This is a genomic window from Enterobacter cloacae complex sp. IR53041, from assembly GCF_049238285.1.
GTDB lineage: Bacteria > Pseudomonadota > Gammaproteobacteria > Enterobacterales > Enterobacteriaceae > Enterobacter > Enterobacter roggenkampii.
Genome location: NZ_JBMKHB010000008.1, coordinates 1 through 18,231 on the forward strand (window position 1 = coordinate 1; position 18,231 = coordinate 18,231).

14 protein-coding genes are annotated in these 18,231 nt (G+C 54.2%); 2 read left to right on the plus strand and 12 right to left on the minus strand.

Going from position 1 to position 18,231, the window contains the following annotated elements:
* The 3 genes from ACOTXF_RS07765 to ACOTXF_RS07775 all read right to left on the minus strand — a co-directional run.
* Nucleotides 1–590: T6SS immunity protein Tli3 family protein (locus tag ACOTXF_RS07765; protein ID WP_421635258.1), on the minus strand; the 590-nt coding region annotated here is incomplete at its 3' end.
* Nucleotides 587–2,863, minus strand: coding sequence for a T6SS effector phospholipase Tle3 domain-containing protein (locus tag ACOTXF_RS07770; protein WP_102063242.1), 2,277 nt, complete (start codon nucleotides 2,861–2,863; stop codon nucleotides 587–589). The genes ACOTXF_RS07765 and ACOTXF_RS07770, both read right to left, overlap by 4 nt.
* The gene (locus ACOTXF_RS07775) at nucleotides 2,860–5,424 is read right to left on the minus strand and encodes a type VI secretion system Vgr family protein (RefSeq protein WP_045414649.1); all 2,565 of its coding nucleotides are present in this window, start codon (nucleotides 5,422–5,424) and stop codon (nucleotides 2,860–2,862) included. The genes ACOTXF_RS07770 and ACOTXF_RS07775 overlap by 4 nt, the downstream gene beginning before the upstream one ends.
* Nucleotides 5,425–5,601: 177 nt before the next feature.
* Here ACOTXF_RS07775 and ACOTXF_RS07780 point away from each other — a divergent pair, with 177 nt between their 5' ends.
* Together ACOTXF_RS07780 and ACOTXF_RS07785 are read left to right on the plus strand one after the other, a co-directional pair.
* Nucleotides 5,602–5,877: a PAAR domain-containing protein gene (locus tag ACOTXF_RS07780; RefSeq protein WP_072050719.1), complete on the plus strand. Its 276-nt coding sequence runs from the start codon at nucleotides 5,602–5,604 to the stop codon at nucleotides 5,875–5,877.
* A gap of 343 nt (nucleotides 5,878–6,220) precedes the next feature.
* Entirely contained in the window at nucleotides 6,221–6,565 is a 345-nt protein-coding gene (locus ACOTXF_RS07785) for a YejG family protein (RefSeq protein WP_008500952.1), read from the plus strand.
* A 3-nt stretch (nucleotides 6,566–6,568) separates the two neighbouring features.
* Here the strand turns inward: ACOTXF_RS07785 and yejF are convergent, their stop codons facing one another.
* The 9 genes from yejF to ACOTXF_RS07830 all read right to left on the minus strand — a co-directional run bounded on the left by yejF (nucleotide 6,569) and on the right by ACOTXF_RS07830 (nucleotide 18,159).
* Nucleotides 6,569–8,158, minus strand: coding sequence for a microcin C ABC transporter ATP-binding protein YejF (yejF, locus tag ACOTXF_RS07790; RefSeq protein WP_048962777.1), 1,590 nt, complete (start codon nucleotides 8,156–8,158; stop codon nucleotides 6,569–6,571).
* 1 nt (nucleotide 8,159) lies between these two features.
* Entirely contained in the window at nucleotides 8,160–9,185 is a 1,026-nt protein-coding gene (locus tag ACOTXF_RS07795) for an ABC transporter permease (protein ID WP_008500950.1), read from the minus strand.
* Nucleotides 9,185–10,279, minus strand: a complete 1,095-nt coding sequence (locus tag ACOTXF_RS07800) for a microcin C ABC transporter permease YejB (RefSeq protein ID WP_316937069.1) — start codon at nucleotides 10,277–10,279, stop codon at nucleotides 9,185–9,187. The genes ACOTXF_RS07795 and ACOTXF_RS07800 overlap by 1 nt, the downstream gene beginning before the upstream one ends.
* Nucleotides 10,280–10,288: 9 nt before the next feature.
* On the minus strand, nucleotides 10,289–12,094 hold the full coding sequence (locus ACOTXF_RS07805; protein ID WP_008500948.1) for an extracellular solute-binding protein: 1,806 nt from the start codon (nucleotides 12,092–12,094) through the stop codon (nucleotides 10,289–10,291).
* A 73-nt stretch (nucleotides 12,095–12,167) separates the two neighbouring features.
* On the minus strand, nucleotides 12,168–13,724 hold the full coding sequence (locus ACOTXF_RS07810; protein WP_232926867.1) for a cyclic di-GMP phosphodiesterase: 1,557 nt from the start codon (nucleotides 13,722–13,724) through the stop codon (nucleotides 12,168–12,170).
* Between the two features lie 127 nt (nucleotides 13,725–13,851).
* Nucleotides 13,852–14,421, minus strand: a complete 570-nt coding sequence (gene mepS, locus ACOTXF_RS07815) for a bifunctional murein DD-endopeptidase/murein LD-carboxypeptidase (protein ID WP_008500946.1) — start codon at nucleotides 14,419–14,421, stop codon at nucleotides 13,852–13,854.
* Nucleotides 14,422–14,836: 415 nt separating this feature from the next.
* Nucleotides 14,837–15,550 carry a phosphatase PAP2 family protein gene (locus ACOTXF_RS07820; protein ID WP_164882804.1) on the minus strand — a complete coding sequence of 238 codons (714 nt, stop codon included), beginning with the start codon at nucleotides 15,548–15,550 and terminating at the stop codon, nucleotides 14,837–14,839.
* 33 nt (nucleotides 15,551–15,583) lie between these two features.
* On the minus strand, nucleotides 15,584–16,570 hold the full coding sequence (locus ACOTXF_RS07825; protein WP_045414643.1) for a CobW family GTP-binding protein: 987 nt from the start codon (nucleotides 16,568–16,570) through the stop codon (nucleotides 15,584–15,586).
* Nucleotides 16,571–16,692: 122 nt separating this feature from the next.
* Nucleotides 16,693–18,159, minus strand: a complete 1,467-nt coding sequence (locus ACOTXF_RS07830) for a mannitol dehydrogenase family protein (RefSeq protein WP_047747614.1) — start codon at nucleotides 18,157–18,159, stop codon at nucleotides 16,693–16,695.
* Nucleotides 18,160–18,231: the final 72 nt, after the last annotated feature.

The following is an 18,231-nucleotide window of genomic DNA, read 5'->3' on the forward strand; positions in this document are numbered from 1 at the left end:
GTTTTGGGTGGAATATATGACAGCCCCCATTTTGGCCCGGCAAAACCCGGTCGAAGGTGATGCTTATCACCGTCTTCATCGACATAATCAATACCCGGACCACCGGGCAAAATCCGCGGGTCATCGAAGGGCTTTGAGCTCATGTAGAGATTGCCCTGGCGGGTTAAGAGAAAGCCCTGATCGTTAACGACCGTGAACGAGAGCATGTTTTCTCTGGATGGGCTGTTTGAGCCGTCCGGTTCGACCGTATGAAAACCGGTGTTAAACGGTGCTGATTGCCAGGTTTTTCCGTAATCTTTTGAAACAGCGAAGGCATCCGTATCCCAGGACGGAATGGCAATGTAGCGCTCGGAGGGGTGCACATATTTGCCAGCAAATGCCCGGTAAAACTGGCTGGAAACTTCTGAGCGTATACCGCGCACCGGGTCAACGTAGTACAACGCGCCCTCACAGTTCCATCCCTTCAGTTCCAGGTAACGATGGTCGTCAAAGCGGTATATCACCTGCGTAGGCGCGTCCTGCGCCTGTGTGCATCCCGCCATCAGCATCAGCCCGGCCAGCATTGCATGAGCAGCTGTTTTATTTATCATCCGGCTTTCCTTTTCGGCTCAGAGGGTACTGTGTTAAATCCTGCGACGGGTGGCATCGGCCATTGCAGATTTGCCACTTCACGGTTATGAACTTCAGGGTAGCGAGCAGGAATCACACGGGCTGCATTCATAAACTGGTTCACCACCCCATACTCGCCGGTAGGTAAGACTGAATCTGGTTTATTCATATACTTTTTGGTTGTCTCAAATCGTAGCTCACCCGTTCGATAATAATTCCTTGCATAACTGTCTGTTGACCAATTGCGCCAGTCGGCCAATGCGATTAATTCCCGCCAAAATGCACCATGCTCAAAATCAAACGACTTACAGGGGCCGATAGCCAGGTCATAGGCCATCGCCAGTTCAGGTACTTTAGGTGACATGACGATTGATGAATGCTGGCTGAACATCACATCGTCTGAAGAGCTGAATAGCTTGTGCAGTTCGGCTTCGGTCAAATTACGACGAACGACGATCTTTTTATTAGCGTCGTTAACGCCGGTAACTTCACCGCTGACGATATCGATATTGCGCCAATACTTGAGCGTGCTGATTTCGTTTTTCGTCAGTACATGGCCGGGCCGAAGATGTTTGAACGGTTCATACGGGGGGCAGTCAAAAACCTCTTCCTTTGTACGTCGGAAGTTGCTGGTTGCTCCTGCTTTGGCGTTATACGAAACCATAATGTCATTCCCCCCGACAGGGGCTTTGTAGGCGTTATCTTTATCAGCATTCGTATCGAGCGGGTTTAGTTGCCCCATCAGCGTGAAAATAAACGGCTCAGGCAGGGCTTCGCCGTTCGGCACCACATCGCTGTAATCCCAGGTTGCGTTTGTCAGCGAGGAATAAGCGAAATCACCTTTTCCCGCAGCAGGCTTACGAAACGGTTTTCCATCTGGCGCAAGACCGACACTGCTGTCCTGGAAAAAAACACGCTGGCGCAAATTGGGGATAGCGTCAGCCAGCTTTTGTGGAACCCCGCGCCAGCCGAAACCCTGAATGGGAAGCAGTGATACGGTTCCATCATTCGGGCAGAAATAGTTATAGACTTTGCCGAAGTTATTACGCTGATTTAAAGGCGAATCATACCAGTTACGGCTGAACTCCTTGCGCGGGAGGGCCATCGTGTCGAGCAGCGTTTGTTGATCTGCGGCAGTCATTAGGCCGTCGCCGCTGGTCGCATATTTTTCATTCGTTGCCATCAGGCGGCAGAAATTCTCAAAGGTCTGCTGTCGGGCAGCGTCCGTCTGGTGGTGGCCTGGCTGGCCGTTCTCCAGCCAGCGATTTTCAAGAGAATAAGGCGAGTGATTGAGGATCACGCAATCAGCTGGGGCCAGTTCTGCTTGCTTGACCAGCATGTTTGCCAACATCGTGATAATAGTTCCCTGGCTGTGCGCAACAATGTTAATCGTGTCGTTGCGCGTTGCCGGGGTTCGCCGAATTGTTATTATCAGATTTGCCAGCCGCTGCGCGGCATAAAACTGATAAATACGGTGTGGGTTGCTGTATACCGGATGGGTAAAGTCACCGCCATTTGCCAGTTCACTCCGGCTCAAAAAGCCCACCGCGCCCAGCGCTGCGCCACCGGCTCCCGGCCCAAGCATATCAGGGATGCTGGTCGTGGCATTGGCGAACGTTCCGCCTCCCCAGACGCCATTCAAGTCCAGAGTATTGTGAAAGCAGTCCATCGCATACTTACCGCCGAATCGTTTTAAGATCGCCGGGTCATTTTCACGATAAGCATCATAGGGTAAGGGGGTTTCTGAGCTATTACCGCTCTTGCGCATGGCTTCACGGTACTGGCGCTGGTCATCCTCCCACATAGCCTTATCAACAGGGCGATAGCCCCAATAAAACGGGATCACAGGCGAACGCACGGGAGTACTGGAGCAGACCATTTGCTTTTTCTGTGTATCGGTACAATCCTCCATTACCCCTTCCGCGTTACGGATTTTATAGGTTTTTTCTTCCCACTCATACGGCCATAGGTCATCGCGGCCAAGCCGCTTTTTCAGCCCTTCGATAATACCGCGCTCCTGGTTCTGATAGGCTTCCCCCACGTCATTCACACCATGAACCAGAATCACAATGCCTGGCATTGGACGGTGAACGGGGCAGTTGGTGGTGTACATTGGTTTACCCGCATTTACCGGAACACCGATACACTGCTGCGCCAGGAAACGCTTGTTGTGTGCGCCGTAACTTTGCGGATCGTGAGGTTCTGGGGCTTCATCAAACGGGCTGGCGTTCTGCGCATCAGTTGACTCACTCATACGGTTCCCTCCGGTGCTTCTGACTCATGGACTAATTCGAGTGACCAGGTATCAAGTTCAGACGTGTTCAGGAGCGGCGATTCACCGTTATCATCGGTGATCCCCTCAATGACTTCGCCCTTTTTATGGAGCCTGAAACGTTGACCTTTGAGAATATGATCCTGGTCGTCAGGAGCATGTAGCCGGAACTGCTGAGCCAGTACACCTTCAGCAAAGGTAGGTTTCAGGTGGTCGAGGCTTGCCTTCGCCATGTAATCGACGGCAGGTGCTTTAAAACGGACGTAATGCGGGGCAATAAATTCGATTTCACCCTGCTTAAGACGAATGCCCGCGCCTGCGCACATCAACAACAGTTCATCCTTCGCATTCAGGACAATTTTGCCCTGTGAACTGGTCAGATTAATGTTCTGATTAGCGACAGCGTTAATCTCCCCCTTCTGAGCAGTCAGGCGAATCGACCCTTTTGCAGCGGTAAGCACCATACCTGCTTTGCGAACGAATACGGAGAAAACTTCCCCTGCGGCCAGAGTCATGCGACGGAAGGCGTTGGCATTCATGTCCTGCCTGGCCGTTGTGATCATGTTCTCCCCGGCATGCAGCAAGACTGATTGAGGAGAGGTGAGCGCTATGCCGGTTTCACCATGCAGGGAGAGCGTGGCATCTTCTGGTTTTGCGACTCGCTGCCGAAGTTCAGTCACCGGCGACAGATCGGCGGCTGGCGTGTCAGCTATTTCAGAGCTAGCCTGAAGCGAGTGGGCCAGTTGTAACGCAGATTCAAGCTGCGCTATGGTCGCGGCCATGTCATTTTGATGGCCGGTCGCTTTTGATTGTGCTTCTGTGGTGATGTGAAAACCTTCAGCAGAACGCAATGAAGCCTGCTTGTCTGTGCGTAACTCAACGCCTTCGCCGCGCGGCTTGCCAGATGCGTCTACCAGGTGGCCCAGATTCAGCTGTGACTTACCGTACTCCGTCGCAACTTTGATGTGTTCCTGGCCTTTCTTATCCTCCATCCGAAGTTTGTTATTTCGTGGCGTCCTGATGACGTTGCGCGTGCTGTTTCGGTCAGTGACTAAATCAGGATTAATATCATCATGGAAGGCATGCGCTATGAACGGACGTTCCGGGTCGCCATTTTCAAACGCAATGCCAACTTCCGTATTATCGAGGAGCGGGAAATGTATCCCATAAGTATCACCGGCGTATTGTCTCCCTAACCTGACTGGCATACTCTCCAGGCCCTTTTTCCATTCAGCCTGGTCAAAGTTAAACCGCACCCGATAACGGCCATGATTATCAATTCGGGAAAGCCGATCGTTAAGACTTATCCCTGATACTCTCGCCGGGATTGTGCCTGTGATGATTGGGCGTGGCAGACGCTCAGGGCGATAGCACCAGATCTCGCTGTAGGGAATCCCTTTAATTTCACTTTGAAAACTGCTCTTTCGTGACCCTGTAGAGCGAATGCTGGTAACAACCATCCCTTTGTCAAAGGCGGCTGGTTTGGTGCCGGTGATATCGAGATCGAAGCCCGGCACAATAGCGGGATCGTCGGCTACGGCTTCCAGCGTAATCATATTGCTAAGCAGGCATTCATGACGAATTCGGGCATAGTGCCAACTGGTTTCGGCCTGTTGGCCTTTGCCTGTCGCGTAACGATCGCCGGATACCAGATGATTATCCGCGTAGTGATATTCGCCACCGTAAACCAGTTCTGGCTGTCGGGATTTATCGGCCTGGGTTTCGAGTGTCCTGAAACGTCGACTCTCCCGATAGTTGTAGTTACGCACGTCGACCGAGCCGGGTACGATGGCATGCCTGGTTGTCATTTTTCGCAGGCTGTAGCTATTGCCTACGGTTCCTGCCGGGTTGATTGCCGCGATCTTGTGGTTGTGCACATAGTGCGCCCCGGAATCTCCGAACACGATAACAACAATATTGTCATGGTCGGGATGCAGTTCGAACCGGAACCATATTCCCACTTCAGACAGCAAGCGTTGGATGAACGCCAGATCGCTCTCCTTCCACTGAACGATCATCTCCCGCTGCGGATATTCCCAGTGAAGCAGGTCAACATTGATTTTATATCCCTCAAAGCCGTGTTCTTTGAGGATACGCTTAACCAGTTCGGGTACAGAGACATTCTGATAGATAGCGCTGCGATACCGGGCGTTTAGTAGTGCCAGAGGATGTTCCAGCACGGCTTCGTACAGCGTTTCGTCAGCACTGCTACTGATCCTGCTGATCTCGGTTATGACACCAGGGATTTTACGCAAAGCCACCCATTTCCCGCGATCGGGAAAATAGGTCGACCAGGCAGGGTTGTTGGCTCGAAGAATAAATGATGCTTCTTTCTGCACGATATGAAAGGCTTCAGCATCAGCTGTGGTTGAGGTAAAACGGATGGTGTAACGATAGGGGGTACTCAGTGCTTCTTCGCCGGTGAATGATTCCACATCGGCAATCAAGTCAGAATGGCTGATGTTCAGGAGATATTTATTCAGACTTTCTTCTGGATTGAATACCACCGGTTCAGTAGATAACCGTATTTCGCGTCCATTCATAGGTGTCCTTTACAGTCACATGACTGATCTTTCAGCAATCGTGAATTTGCATTAAGTTCACGATAGGTTACAAACCATACAACCTAAGACCATTGATTTTGAATGGTTATCTGTATAAATATGCTTCATCATAATTTTAACTGTACTTAAAGACATTTCATTCAAGGACGGATACGAATGAATCAGCGATTCATTTTAGTGGGAGATACCACGACGCACGGCGGTTCAATTGTACAGGGCATTTACACGCACACCGTTGACCGTGCTCCAATGGTCGTTACCGGCCATAAGTTCGATTGCCCTCAATGCGGTAAAGAGGCCATATTAATTGGGTCGAGCCATGTCACTGTTAATGGTCAACGTCGCGTTCTGCAGGGAGATAAAACTACTTGCGGGGCAATAGTAATTAGTCGGTATAAAAGCAGCGTGTCAGAAACCGGAGAGAAAGGTTAGTGATTTGCGCATGCGCAAATTCACGTCAGCTTTAGACTGACTTTTCAGCCAGGAGACATTGCCAGCAGTCTGGAGGGCCCGGCAGGGCCTTTTTTGTTGATGCATATCAACCAAACCCCCGTTCGTTTATGCCGTGTTTGTTTATTTTATGTAAAATCTATTTGTGTAAAAAGTCACATCATTGTATTCAAAAAGGTTGAGTTAGATCGCAGAAACGGGTACATATAGCGCCGACGCGAGCCTGAATACCGATAAAAAAGTGCTGAATAGTGCAGGCTTGCGATGATGTGTTACTATAAATGTAAATAAATTGTGAAGTAAATTTTGCTTCCGGGGAACGAACGTGAATACATTACAACTTTCTATTGTCCATCGCTTGCCCCAGAGCTATCGCTGGTCGGCGGGTTTTGCTGGTTCGAAAGTTGAACCGATTCCGCAAAACGTCGCGGGCTGTGAAAACTGCCTGGTGGCGCTCAAGCTGCTGAGCCCGAGCGATGAAAATGCATGGCGGGTGATGGAGCGTCTCAGTCAGGCCCTGACGGATATCGAAGTGGACAGCTCCGTGCTGGAATGCGAAGGGGAGCCGTGCCTGTTTGTGAAAAGCCAGGACGAGTTTGCTGCCACCTGCCGCCTGAAAAATTTTGGCGTTGCTATTGCAGAGCCTTTCTCCGGCCAGTATCCATTCTGAGCGCTAGTCTGACGACAACAGCTGGCGCGTGTAGCGCTGCGTTGGCGCGCTAAATACGCGCTGGCACTCTCCCTGCTCGACCACCTCTCCCTGTCGCAACACAATCACCTGATGGCATAGCGCCCGCACCACCTGCAAATCATGGCTGATAAAGATATAGGCCAGCCGGTGCTTTTCCTGTAGCCCTTTAAGCAGCGCCAGGATCTGCGCCTGTACGGTCCTGTCCAGAGACGACGTCGGTTCATCCAGAATAATTAGCTCTGGTTTCAGGATCAGCGCGCGGGCAATAGCGATACGCTGGCGCTGCCCGCCGGAAAATTCCGCAGGATAGCGGTGGCGCGTCTCGGGATCTAAACCCACTTCAACCATTACCCGCATGACCTCCTGCTCACGCTGCTGCGCGCTCAGGCCGGGCTGATGGACGCGCAGGCCCTCTTCGACAATCTGTAACACGCTGAGCCGCGGGTTAAGCGAGGAGTTGGGATCCTGAAAGACCACCTGCATGCGAGGACGTACGGGCAGCATCTGCCGCCGGTTCCAGCGGTGCAGCGGCATGCCGTCAAACAGGATTTCGCCCTGTGAGGCAATTAAGCGCAGCAGCGCCAGACCGGTGGTGCTTTTACCCGAGCCGGATTCGCCCACCAGCCCGAGGGATTCGCCCGGGCGCAGCGAGAAGCGGATATTTTTTAACACCGGGTTGCGATCGACAATGCGGCGCAGAATACCTTTGCGGATCGGGAACGAGACGGACAGATCCTCAACGCGCAGCAGCGGCGTGCTGTCAGCGTCGAGGGGAACCGGGTCGCCGGAGGGTTCGCTGTCGAGCAGGCGCTGCGTATAGGGGTGTTGCGGCGCGCTCAGCAGCGTGGACGCCGCATTCTGTTCAACACAGCGGCCGTTTTGCATCACCGCGACGCTGTCGGCCAGCTTTCTCACAATGCTCAGGTTGTGCGTGATAAACAGCAGGCTCATGTTTAGCTCGTCACGCAGGTCCCGCAGCAGCGTCAGTATTTGCGCCTGTACCGTCACGTCCAGCGCCGTTGTGGGCTCGTCGGCAATCAACAGCTCGGGGCGCGTCAGCAGCGCCATGGCGATCATCACGCGCTGGCGTTCGCCGCCGGAGAGCTGATGCGGAAAATCATTCAGCCGTTTGGCCGCATTGCGTATGCCTGTGCGCTCAAGACAATCCAGAATTTCTCCCCGCGCGGCCTCTTTGCGCATCCCACGGTGCAGGGAGAGCACTTCATAGAGCTGTTTTTCCAGGCTGTGCAGAGGGTTAAGCGACACCATCGGCTCCTGGAAGATCATCGCGATTTTGTTGCCGCGAATGCCGCGCAGGGTCTGTTCGTCGGCGTGCAGCAGCGAACGGTCGTGAAAAAGGATATCCCCTTGCGGGTAGCTCACCGGCGGAGAAGGCAGCAGCCGCAGGATGGAGAGCGCCGAGACGCTCTTGCCTGAACCCGACTCACCCACCAGGGCCAGCGTTTCACCGCGCTGGATCTGCAGCGTCAGGTCGCTGACCACGGTGCGCGTCTCGTCCTGTTTTGAAAAGGCAATCGACAGGTTATCAATACGGAGCAGGGGCTGGGTCATTTTAAACCGCCTTGTTCGGATCAAAGGCATCGCGCACGGCTTCGCCAATAAAAATCAGCAGCGACAGCAGCACGGCCACGGAAAGAAAGGCGGCGATGCCTAACCACGGCGCCTGCAGGTTGTTCTTGCCCTGCAGCAGCAGTTCGCCGAGCGACGGGGAACCCAACGGTAGCCCGAAACCGAGAAAATCCAGTGAGGTGAGGGTGGTGATGGAGCTGCACAGAATAAACGGCAGGAAGGTGAGCGTTGCCACCACGGCGTTGGGCAGCATATGGCGGAAGATGATCCCGCGGTCGCTCACGCCAAGCGCCTGCGCGGCGCGAATATAGTCGAAATTACGGGTGCGCAGAAACTCGGCCCTGACCACACCGACCAGCGCCATCCAGCCGAACAGGACGGTGATGCCTAATAGCCACCAGAAGTTGGGCTGTACGACGCTGGAAAGCAGGATGATCAGAAAGAGCGTCGGCATGCCTGACCAGACCTCAATCACCCGCTGGCCCCAGAGGTCAATTTTCCCGCCGTAGTAGCCCTGAATGGCGCCCGCCACGACGCCCATCACGCTGGAGAAGATCGTCAGCATCAGCCCAAAGAGAAGCGAAATACGCGTGCCATACAGGATGCGCGCCAGCACGTCGCCGCCGTTTGCATCCGTTCCCAGCCAGTTTTGCGCGGAGGGCGGGGAAGGGAAGGGGGTCGTGGTGGCGAAGTTAATGCTGTTTGCGCCAAAACGCACCGGCGCCCAGAGCGCCCAGCCGTGCTGCTCAATCTGCTGGCGAAGCCACGGATCCTGATACTCCGCCGGCGTCGCAAACGGGCCGCCAAAGTCGCTTTCGTTGTAATTGGCGATGACCGGCACGTACCAGCGGTCGTTAAAATGCACCAGCAACGGTTTATCGTTAGCGATCAGTTCTGAAAACAGGCTTAAGACAAACAGCACGGCAAAAATCCACAGCGACCAGTAGCCGCGGCGGTTGTGGCGAAAGCGGGCCCAGCGGGCCTGGTTGACGGGGCTTAAACGCGGCATCATCGGCCCTCAAAATCGATTCGGGGATCGACCAGCGTATAGCTGATATCGCTGATGATATTCAGCAGCAGGCCAATCAGGGTGAAAATATAGAGCGTGCCGAACATTACCGGATAATCACGCGACACGGTGGCCTCATAGCCCAGCAGGCCCAGACCGTTAAGCGAGAACATCACCTCTATCAGCAGCGAGCCGGTAAAAAACATACTGATGAACGTGGCCGGAAATCCGGCGATCACCAGCAGCATGGCGTTGCGGAACACGTGCTTCCACATGATCTGCTTCTCGCTCACGCCTTTAGCGCGGGCCGTGACGACGTACTGTTTACGAATTTCATCGAGAAAGGCGTTTTTGGTCAACATGGTCAGGGCCGCAAACCCGCCAATGACCGTGGCCAGAACAGGCAGCGTGATATGCCAGAGGTAGTCGGTGATTTTCTGGTACCACGGCAGGGAGCTGAAATCGGCGGAGACGAGCCCCCGCAGCGGGAAGAGATCAAAATAACTGCCCCCGGCAAAAAAGACGATCAGCAGAACGGCGAACAGAAACGCCGGGATGGCATAGCCGATAATGATGAACGTGCTGCTCCAGATATCGAACCGGCTGCCGTTGTACACCGCTTTGCGGATCCCAAGCGGTATAGAGACCAGATAGATGATCAGCGTACCCCACAGCCCGAGCGTGATCGAAACCGGCAGGCTTTGCTTGATCAGCGTCAGCACTGACGCACTGCGGAACAGGCTATCGCCAAAATCAAAGCGGATGTAATCCCAGAGCATTTTGAAATAGCGCTCGTGAATCGGTTTATCAAAGCCGTAGCGGTGGGTGATCTCGGCGATCACCTCCGGATCCAGCCCGCGTCCCCCGCGGTAATGGCTTTCGCTGATATTCCCTACGCCAGTTCGCGCATGGCTGGCGCCCATCCCTTCGCCGCCGCCGCCCGGCATGCCGCCGCTGTTGCCAAATTCAATAGCGGCAATGGCCTGATCGACCGGCCCGCCAGGAGCGATTTGCACAATAAAAAAGTTAATCGTGATGATGGTCCACAGGGTGGGGATGACCAGCAGCAGACGGCGGAGAAGATAGGCACCCATGATAATTCCTTATCGCCGCTCAGCGGGAAGTCTGGCGGCTTTGTTAACGTCATACCACCAGGTGTCAAAGCCCAGAGAATAGACCGGGCGCACGGCAGGCACGGAGAACTTATCCCAGCGCGCAAGGCGATCTTCGCCCATATACCACATCGGCAGCATGTAGTAGTTCCAGGTTAAGACCCTGTCGAGGGCGCGCCCGAGCGGCACGAGCTTGTCTTTATCCCCCTGCGCCGCCACGATTTTCGCAATCAGCGCATCAATCGCCGGGCTTTTTACCCCCGGCGCATTGTACGAGGAGTCGATGTAGCTGGAGGCCCAGGAGATTTGCAGGTCCGAGCTAGGCCACGGCTGCGCGGGCCACAGGCGCTGCATCATGTCGTAATCACGGCTGCGCATGCGGCTGGTGATCTGCGCGTTATCGACCTGGCGAATGTTCATGGTCACGCCCAGCCGCTCAAGGTTGTGCTTAAACGGCAGCACCCACTGGTCGTTGCCCCCGGACGAGAGCAGCAGCTCAAAGCTGAGTGGCTTGCCCGTTTTGGCATCCACACGTTTTTGGTTCTTCAGGTGCCAGCCTGCGTCATCCAGCAGCTTGCTGGCTTTGAGCAGGTTGTCGCGGTCGTAACCGTCACCCTTCGATGCGGGCGGCTGAAACACCGTTGTAAACACCTCTGGCGGTACCTCTGCTTTAAGGGGGGCCAGCAGGACCAGTTCGTCGGCTTTCGGATAATCGCGCGCGGCGTATTCGGTATTCTGAAAATAGCTGTTGGCGCGGCTATAAGCCCCGTAAAACAGCGCTTTGTTCATCCACTCAAAATCAAAGGCCAGGGAGATGGCTTCCCGCACCCGGCGGTCATTGAATACCGGACGCTGAATATTAAACGCCAGCCAGCGGGTGTCCTGGGCAGATTCATTTTTGTGTTCGTCTTTGACGATATAGCCTTTGGCGAAATTTTTCCCGATATAGCGGGTCGCCCAGTTTTTGGCGCTGCTCTCGACGCGCAAATCGAATGCCCCGGCTTTGAACGCTTCAAACGCCACGTTATCGTCGAGGTAGTAATCATAGCGAAGGGTGTCGAAGTTCCAGCGTCCGCGGTTGACCGGCAGATTGGCCGCCCAATAGTCTTTGACGCGGGAATAAACGACATATTGCCCCATTCGCCAGTCGGTAATGCGGTAGGGGCCGCCAGCCAGAGGAGGCGTTGAAAGCGGGTCGCTCAGCTTATGATTTTTCCAGAACGATTCCGGCATCACCGGCAGCGAGAACAGGCTGAGCATATTCTCTTTGTTCGGTTCGCTCAGCTCAATGCGCACAGTGAGCGGCGCGATGGCTCTGACCGACGCGCCTTTATATACGATGCGGAACTGGGGGACGCCTTCGGTCATGAATTTATGGAAGGTGAACGCAACGTCGCTGGCCTTCACCGGTGTGCCATCGTGAAAACGTGCCCGCGGGTTCAGCGAGATTTCCGCCCAGGCGAAGTTATCGGCGTAACGTACGTTCTCGGCAATCAGCGGATAGTAGCTGCCGGGCTCGTCATCGGAGGTGACAAAGAGCGTATCGTAAAGCGATTCCGTTCGCGCGGCCGCCACGCCGCGCAGGGCGTAGCGGTTGAAGTTGTCGAAGGTTCCCGTGGCGGAAAGCGTGACCTTACCGCCTTTTGGCGCGGCTGGGTTGACGTAATCGAAGTGCGTAAAATTGACCGCGTATTTCGGCTCGCCAATCACCGCGAAGGCGATATTCTCTTTGATGGTTTGCGCCTGGCTGGACAGGCTCGTGAATGCCAACATCAGCAACATAAAGCGCATAAGCATCTCGCGGCAGCTCCCTCTCTACAGACCGGCTCGGTTAAGCTGAATAATAAGTGACGTCACGGGCAATGTGAAATTAATCGCCTTCGGGCGAAATATCAGGCCGCCATTCGCGGAACTGCGCCAGCGGCATCGGGCGGCTAATCCAGTATCCCTGCAGGAAGTTAACGCCGTGTTCGCGCAGCCAGGCCGCCTGTTCCGGCGTCTCTACCCCTTCGGCGACGGTCGACATATTCAGTCGTCTTGCCAGCGTCAGAACGGCATCCAGCACCGGCGACGTCACGGTCTCGGTACCGATCGCATTAACAAAACCACGGTCGATTTTGAGGTAGTCCATGGTGAAATGCTCAAGGTAAATCAGCGCGCTGTGGCCGGTACCAAAATCATCAATGGCGATTTCAAACCCTTCGTTATGCAGCCATTCGAAAAGGGTGTTGGCTTCCCGATGGTTGAGCATATCGCGCTCGGTAATTTCCAGCACGATCTGGAAGTAATCCGGCGGCAGCAGGGCTTTGAAGGTGCGCATATCGTCCTTGAAGCTTTCCGCATGCAGATGCCCCGGTGCAATGTTAATACCCACCTTTGCGCCCGGAGGTAACAGCGTTTGTAACACGGGAGCATCGTGAATGATAAGGTCAAAGAGATGCAGCGTCAGCGGGACAATCAGCTTCTGTGCTTCGGCAAAATTGATAAACGCGTCCGGCGGAATTTCCCCCATTGTCGGGTGCTTCCAGCGCATCAGGACTTCGAGCCCGGTCATCCTGAGCGATTTGGCATCGACGACGGGCTGATAAACCACATAAAACTGACCGCGCTTGATAGCGCTTAAAATTTCTTTACCCGGGTTGAGCCGAATGCTGAGGATGTAGTAGTTAAGCGATCCGGCACAAATCCCGCATACCAGCCCGAAGAACAGCGCGTAGAGAATTTCATCGCTGGTCCATGCGTCCGCATACAGGTTGATGGTCAGGGGGAGGTCTTTCAGTGTCGCCGTGCGGACCGGGATGTCATGCAAGTCGCGGGTATGAACCAGCGTGCTGGACCGCGTCGACAAGGCGTTATCGCCGATAATGATAGCGATACCCGCGAATTCGTCCTGGCGCTCAGTATAGAGCAGGTAAGGCGTCAGATTAATATTCACAGAAGTGAACACCCCGCCGTCCTTCACTAATGGGTTGCGGTACCAGATCGCAATCGCAGGTTCATCAGGCAGCATGGGGGTACCCGGAAGCAACGCCATATAGATCTGTTTATTGATGTTCAGCTCAGGTATGAGCGTCTCCATCGGTGCATTCATCGGGCCTGTTGCCGAGGAGCAGAATGCCATCTTGTCCCGGACCAGCAGGAAGGCGCGAACGTTAATGCTGAAGGCCGCGCGTGAGGTGAGTTCCTGGTTGACGTCCTGGCACGTGTTCAGCGTGAGAGGCTGGAGGACATTGACCGCTTTTTTTAGGTCTTCGAAATAGCTCCCCATGTAGGCGCTCACATCATTCACCAGGGTGTCGAATTTGACTTCCCGCTTGTGGTAACTCCACGAAAATTGCAGGGAACCCAGGAGCAGGGCGGTGATGAGACCCGTGATAATACTGAGGATCAGTATTTTACGATTACTGGAGAAGTAGCGGGTGAGCATAGACGTCGTGATTCCTGAAAAGCCGCTTGATGTATTCAGTGTAACGGGCAAAAAAAAACACTGCCGAAGCAGTGCTTTTTTTCATCATATCGCCAGCCAAGGGATAACCAACGATACAATAGTTATATTAACTGCGGGTCAGTACGCGGCGCGCTTCGTTATAACGCTTCTTCCAGTACGGTTCGTTCATGCTGGAAATGGTCACACCGCTGCTGGTGGAGGCATGTACGAACTGGTCATTACCAATGTAGATGCCAACATGTCGACCTGTAGACCCCGCGCGGAACAGAACTAAATCACCGGTGCGCAGTTTGGTACGTGAAATCGACTTGCCCATCTCCTGCTGTTCATAGGTTGAACGCGGAAGATCTAACCCAAATTGCTCGCGGAACGTACGCTGTACAAAACCGGAACAATCAATACCTGTTTTCGTGCTGCCGCCAAGACGATAACGCACGCCTTTCCAGTCAGCATACTGGTCCATAATGCGGGACTTCACGTCCAGATTACGTACCATATTTTCAAATTCATCCTGAGAGGCTTGCAGTGAAGAGGAATCTTCCATTCCCACAACACGCGTCTCAGGATGCATATTCTTCGCGGTGTTCGATGTACTACATGCAGATAACAGTACCGCGACTGCTATCGCCGGGATCCCCCGCAAGATATATCTCAGAAACGGTTGAGATTTGACCATTTTGTTTATTTTCCCTTGAAGTCCTTAACGACAAATATCGTTATAAAAATGCCAAACGTGACGAGACTAATTATCTGTTCACATCGAGACAATTCTTTCTGGTCACATTTGTGGCATAGCGCACAAAATTATTCACCATCGAAATAATTATCCCTATGGGGCAAAACGAGTTCGAGATTAACCGATTGCCAGGGGTATTGCGAGTAAAAAAAGCCTTTTTTTTATAAGAAAATGTGATACAGAAAGTAAAAATCCGTAATTGCTTAAAATGCGGTCAGATCCGACGCGTGATCGTGCAATTGCTTCATTTTTATCATGAATGTGATGACAGGAATATGACAGAGGGAAAAGATCGTGGCGGGAAGGCTATCGGGGATCATGTCGATCCCTGATAGCTCACGTTAATTTAGGTTAGTTATTTGTTTAATTGTTGTTGCGCTCTACCGGGAAGATAGCGATCGAACAACGCTATTATCCTGTCGCTCAGCGGGGTCATTAAACACCACGGCAGCGCAATCAGCGCAACGGAGAGCGAACCGACAGCAATATCGGTGAACCAGTGAGCGCCAATCATTACGCGCGGGAAGGCAAAAACCACAAAAATAATCAGGGCTATGGCAAACGCTTTTCGGCCGAAATAGCGAAGCATGACTGCGGAAAAAATGAGCAGCATCATGCCGTGATCGCCGGGGAAACTGTCCTTCGACGCATCTTTTGTTGGAATATGCAGCAGCTCACTGACGCGATAAATATCGGTGAAAAAGAGCGTAGGGCTGGAACGCTTAACCGGAATAATCGCGGTAGCCAGCTGATTAACGACGACAGCAAACAGCAGCATTACCAGACCGATAATCAGAATACGCCGACGTCCCGCTTTATCCTCTTTCAGCCAGAAAGAGAGCATCAGGCAGCCCATGGCCAGCAGCGAGAAGCCGTCGAAGGCGCGGTTGTTGGTGATGGCCACCAGCCACAGGAATGCGTCGCTCTTCACCAGCGCCTGGTTGAAGAAGTGAAAGAGGCCAGAATCCAGGGGGAACCAGAAACCATGATTCGCCGGGATATACCAGGAGAAGAAAAGCGCCAGACCGGCGACATTAAGCAGTAATATCAGGGGAAATCGAGTTGTCATAACGTTCTGCATAGAGTGAAAACTGGGGCAACGTTAGCCGCCCGAACTTAAACGAATCCTCAACAGGCTGGACTGGAGGGCATTCCAGTCGGCGTTAACCGCACTAATTAACTCTATTCGGCTGTCAGGCGGCGCCACGTTCTGCGTTTCAATGAAGAAATCGTCGCCCTGGCGGTTGATCCGCACCAGTCCGTCCGGCGTGCGCATGATCCCTTTCACGCGATCGACGGGCGCAAGGCGGGCCCACTCCAGAATCCCGATAGTATCGAAAACGGTCTCAGCATCGAAAATCCATCCGCAGGCCTGGTATCCCTGGCCGCTGTTCAGGTTACGACGCCAGCGCTGGTGCTCCGGCAGGCTCAGGGCTGCCAGACCCTGCTTAACCGGATGGCTGTGCGCATGATCCGCGCTGGCAGGCAGCTCGGTGAGGTTCAGACGAGGCAGGTCAAGCAGGGTGCTATCAATATTCCCCTGCGTGGTCTGCACCCGCGTGCGATTGCCGCCAAAATGTTGCCACCACGCCTCCAGCGCGGCCTGGCTTTCAGGCGTGGCGCGATCTTCCTTGTTGGCGACGATAACGTCCGCCGAGGCGAGCTGATCGCGGAAGTTCTCGTTGGCCACCGCCCTGTCATCCAGAAGCTGACGCGGATCGAGCAGGCACAGGGTGGCGCGCAGATCGATCCACGGCTCGTAAACCGGGGCGGTCAATAAATCGAGGATCTGCTTCGGATGACCCAGCCCGGTGGGTTCAATCAGCAGGCGGTCAGGTTTGCCCTGACGCAGCAGGGTATTGAGCCCGACCTGCATCGGCAGGCCATTGACGCAGCACATGCATCCGCCGGGGATCTCTTTAATCATCGCACCGCTGGATGACAGCAACGCGCCGTCAATGCCCACCTCGCCAAATTCATTGACCAGCACGGCCCACTTCTCGGCCGGATCTTTATTCGCCAGCAGGTGGAGAATCGAGGTGGTTTTACCGCTGCCGAGAAAACCGGTGATGAGATTGGTTTTGGTCACGTGCGCTCCGGATGAGAATTGTGATGCTATAACACTGTTCTCTATCCTGGCGAAAAACGGGCCCCGTGAGAAGGGGAAGGGCGAACGGAGGCCTCATCCGTTCGCATTAAGCGCAATAATCGTTAAAGATTTAACGTTTCGATAACAGCCTGACGCGCGCCGTGGCGGGTAATGCGCTCATAGGCCTGGCTGACAGCCTCCACAAAAATGCGATTACGCGCAAGATCGTGACCGAAGACCTCACTCAGCCCCAGCAGCGCGTGGACGCGGTTGGCGTCGCTGCTGGCGTTGACGATGGCGCGGATTTTATCGCTGAGGGGATCGCGAACGTCAATCGCGTTTCCGCGTTCGTCGGTACCGCTGACGTAGCGTATCCAGCCGGCCACGCCCAGGGCCAGCAGGGACCACGGTGTATTTCGCTCAAGATGAACGCGGATCCCGTCCAGCATTCTCTGGGGCAGCTTCTGGCTACCGTCCATCGCGATTTGCCAGGTCCGATGCTGGAGGGCCGGGTTGGCAAAGCGTTCGATCAGACTATCGGCGTATGCCGTGAGGTCGACATCCTTGATGCGCAACGTGGGGGCCTGCTCGTCCAGCATCAGCCGACGGGCGGCTTCACGGAACGCCGCGTCCTCCATGCATTCATTTATATGGGCGTAGCCCGCGAGGTACCCCAGATACGCCAGGAAAGAGTGGCTGCCGTTGAGCATGCGTAATTTCATCTGCTCCCAAGGCAGCACATCCTGCACCATCTGGACACCCGCCACTTCCCACTCGGGACGCCCGGCGACAAAATTATCTTCTACGACCCACTGAATGAACGGCTCGCAGCTGATGGCGCACGGATCTTCCACGCCGAGCGCGTCGGTGATTTCCGCCAGCGAGGCCTCCGTTGCGGCGGGCACAATCCTGTCGACCATCGTCCCCGGGAAACTCACGTGGCTATCAATCCATTCAGATAACCCTGCGGAACGTTTTTGCGCCATGCCCAGCACCGCGTTTTTCACCACGTGCCCGTTGTCAGGGATATTGTCGCAGGACAGCACGGTAAACGCAGGTAAGCCGCGCTCGCGGCGGCGGTGGAGGGCTTCGACCAGGATCCCAGGGGCCGAATGTGGCTCGGAGGGGTTTTCAAGGTCGTGGACGATCCGGGGGTTATTCAGATCGAGTTTTCCGGTCGCGGGATCGATGCAATAGCCTTTTTCCGTGATGGTGAGCGAGACAATCGCAACCTGAGGCTCGCAAAATTTCTCAATAATGGCGGGCAGAGAGTCCAGCTTTGCGTTCAGGCATTCATGGACAGCACCGACGATAATGGCCTCATTTCCTTCAGCCCCTTTTTCCAGCACGGTGAACAGATGATCCTGCGCGCGCAGCTGGCTCATCAGCACATCGCCGCTGAAAAGGCTAATCTCACAAATCCCCCAGTCGCCGCCTTTTTCATTCAGCACCCGGTTTGTTAACAATGCCTGGTGCGCACGGTGAAACGCGCCAAAGCCAAAGTGGACGATGCGGGAGCGTAATGACTGGCGATCGTAGCGAGGTTGCTGAACCCGGGCAGGAAGGGCGGTGGAGGCAATTGTCTTCATGAGATACACACCTGATTAACCATTAATTAACAATGCCAGTGTAAAGTTATATGACAGCAAATAAAATTGGTG

Coding starts and splice junctions, on each gene's coding strand:
- ACOTXF_RS07820 (WP_164882804.1), bottom strand. CDS start 15,550: ATGACAACTCGATTTCCCCTGATATTACTGCTTAATGTCGCCGGTCTG.
- ACOTXF_RS07775 (WP_045414649.1), bottom strand. CDS start 5,424: ATGAATGGACGCGAAATACGGTTATCTACTGAACCGGTGGTATTCAAT.
- ACOTXF_RS07780 (WP_072050719.1), top strand. CDS start 5,602: ATGAATCAGCGATTCATTTTAGTGGGAGATACCACGACGCACGGCGGT.
- ACOTXF_RS07830 (WP_047747614.1), bottom strand. CDS start 18,159: ATGAAGACAATTGCCTCCACCGCCCTTCCTGCCCGGGTTCAGCAACCT.
- ACOTXF_RS07800 (WP_316937069.1), bottom strand. CDS start 10,279: ATGGGTGCCTATCTTCTCCGCCGTCTGCTGCTGGTCATCCCCACCCTG.
- ACOTXF_RS07805 (WP_008500948.1), bottom strand. CDS start 12,094: ATGCTTATGCGCTTTATGTTGCTGATGTTGGCATTCACGAGCCTGTCC.
- ACOTXF_RS07810 (WP_232926867.1), bottom strand. CDS start 13,724: ATGCTCACCCGCTACTTCTCCAGTAATCGTAAAATACTGATCCTCAGT.
- ACOTXF_RS07770 (WP_102063242.1), bottom strand. CDS start 2,863: ATGAGTGAGTCAACTGATGCGCAGAACGCCAGCCCGTTTGATGAAGCC.
- yejF (WP_048962777.1), bottom strand. CDS start 8,158: ATGACCCAGCCCCTGCTCCGTATTGATAACCTGTCGATTGCCTTTTCA.
- mepS (WP_008500946.1), bottom strand. CDS start 14,421: ATGGTCAAATCTCAACCGTTTCTGAGATATATCTTGCGGGGGATCCCG.
- ACOTXF_RS07795 (WP_008500950.1), bottom strand. CDS start 9,185: ATGCCGCGTTTAAGCCCCGTCAACCAGGCCCGCTGGGCCCGCTTTCGC.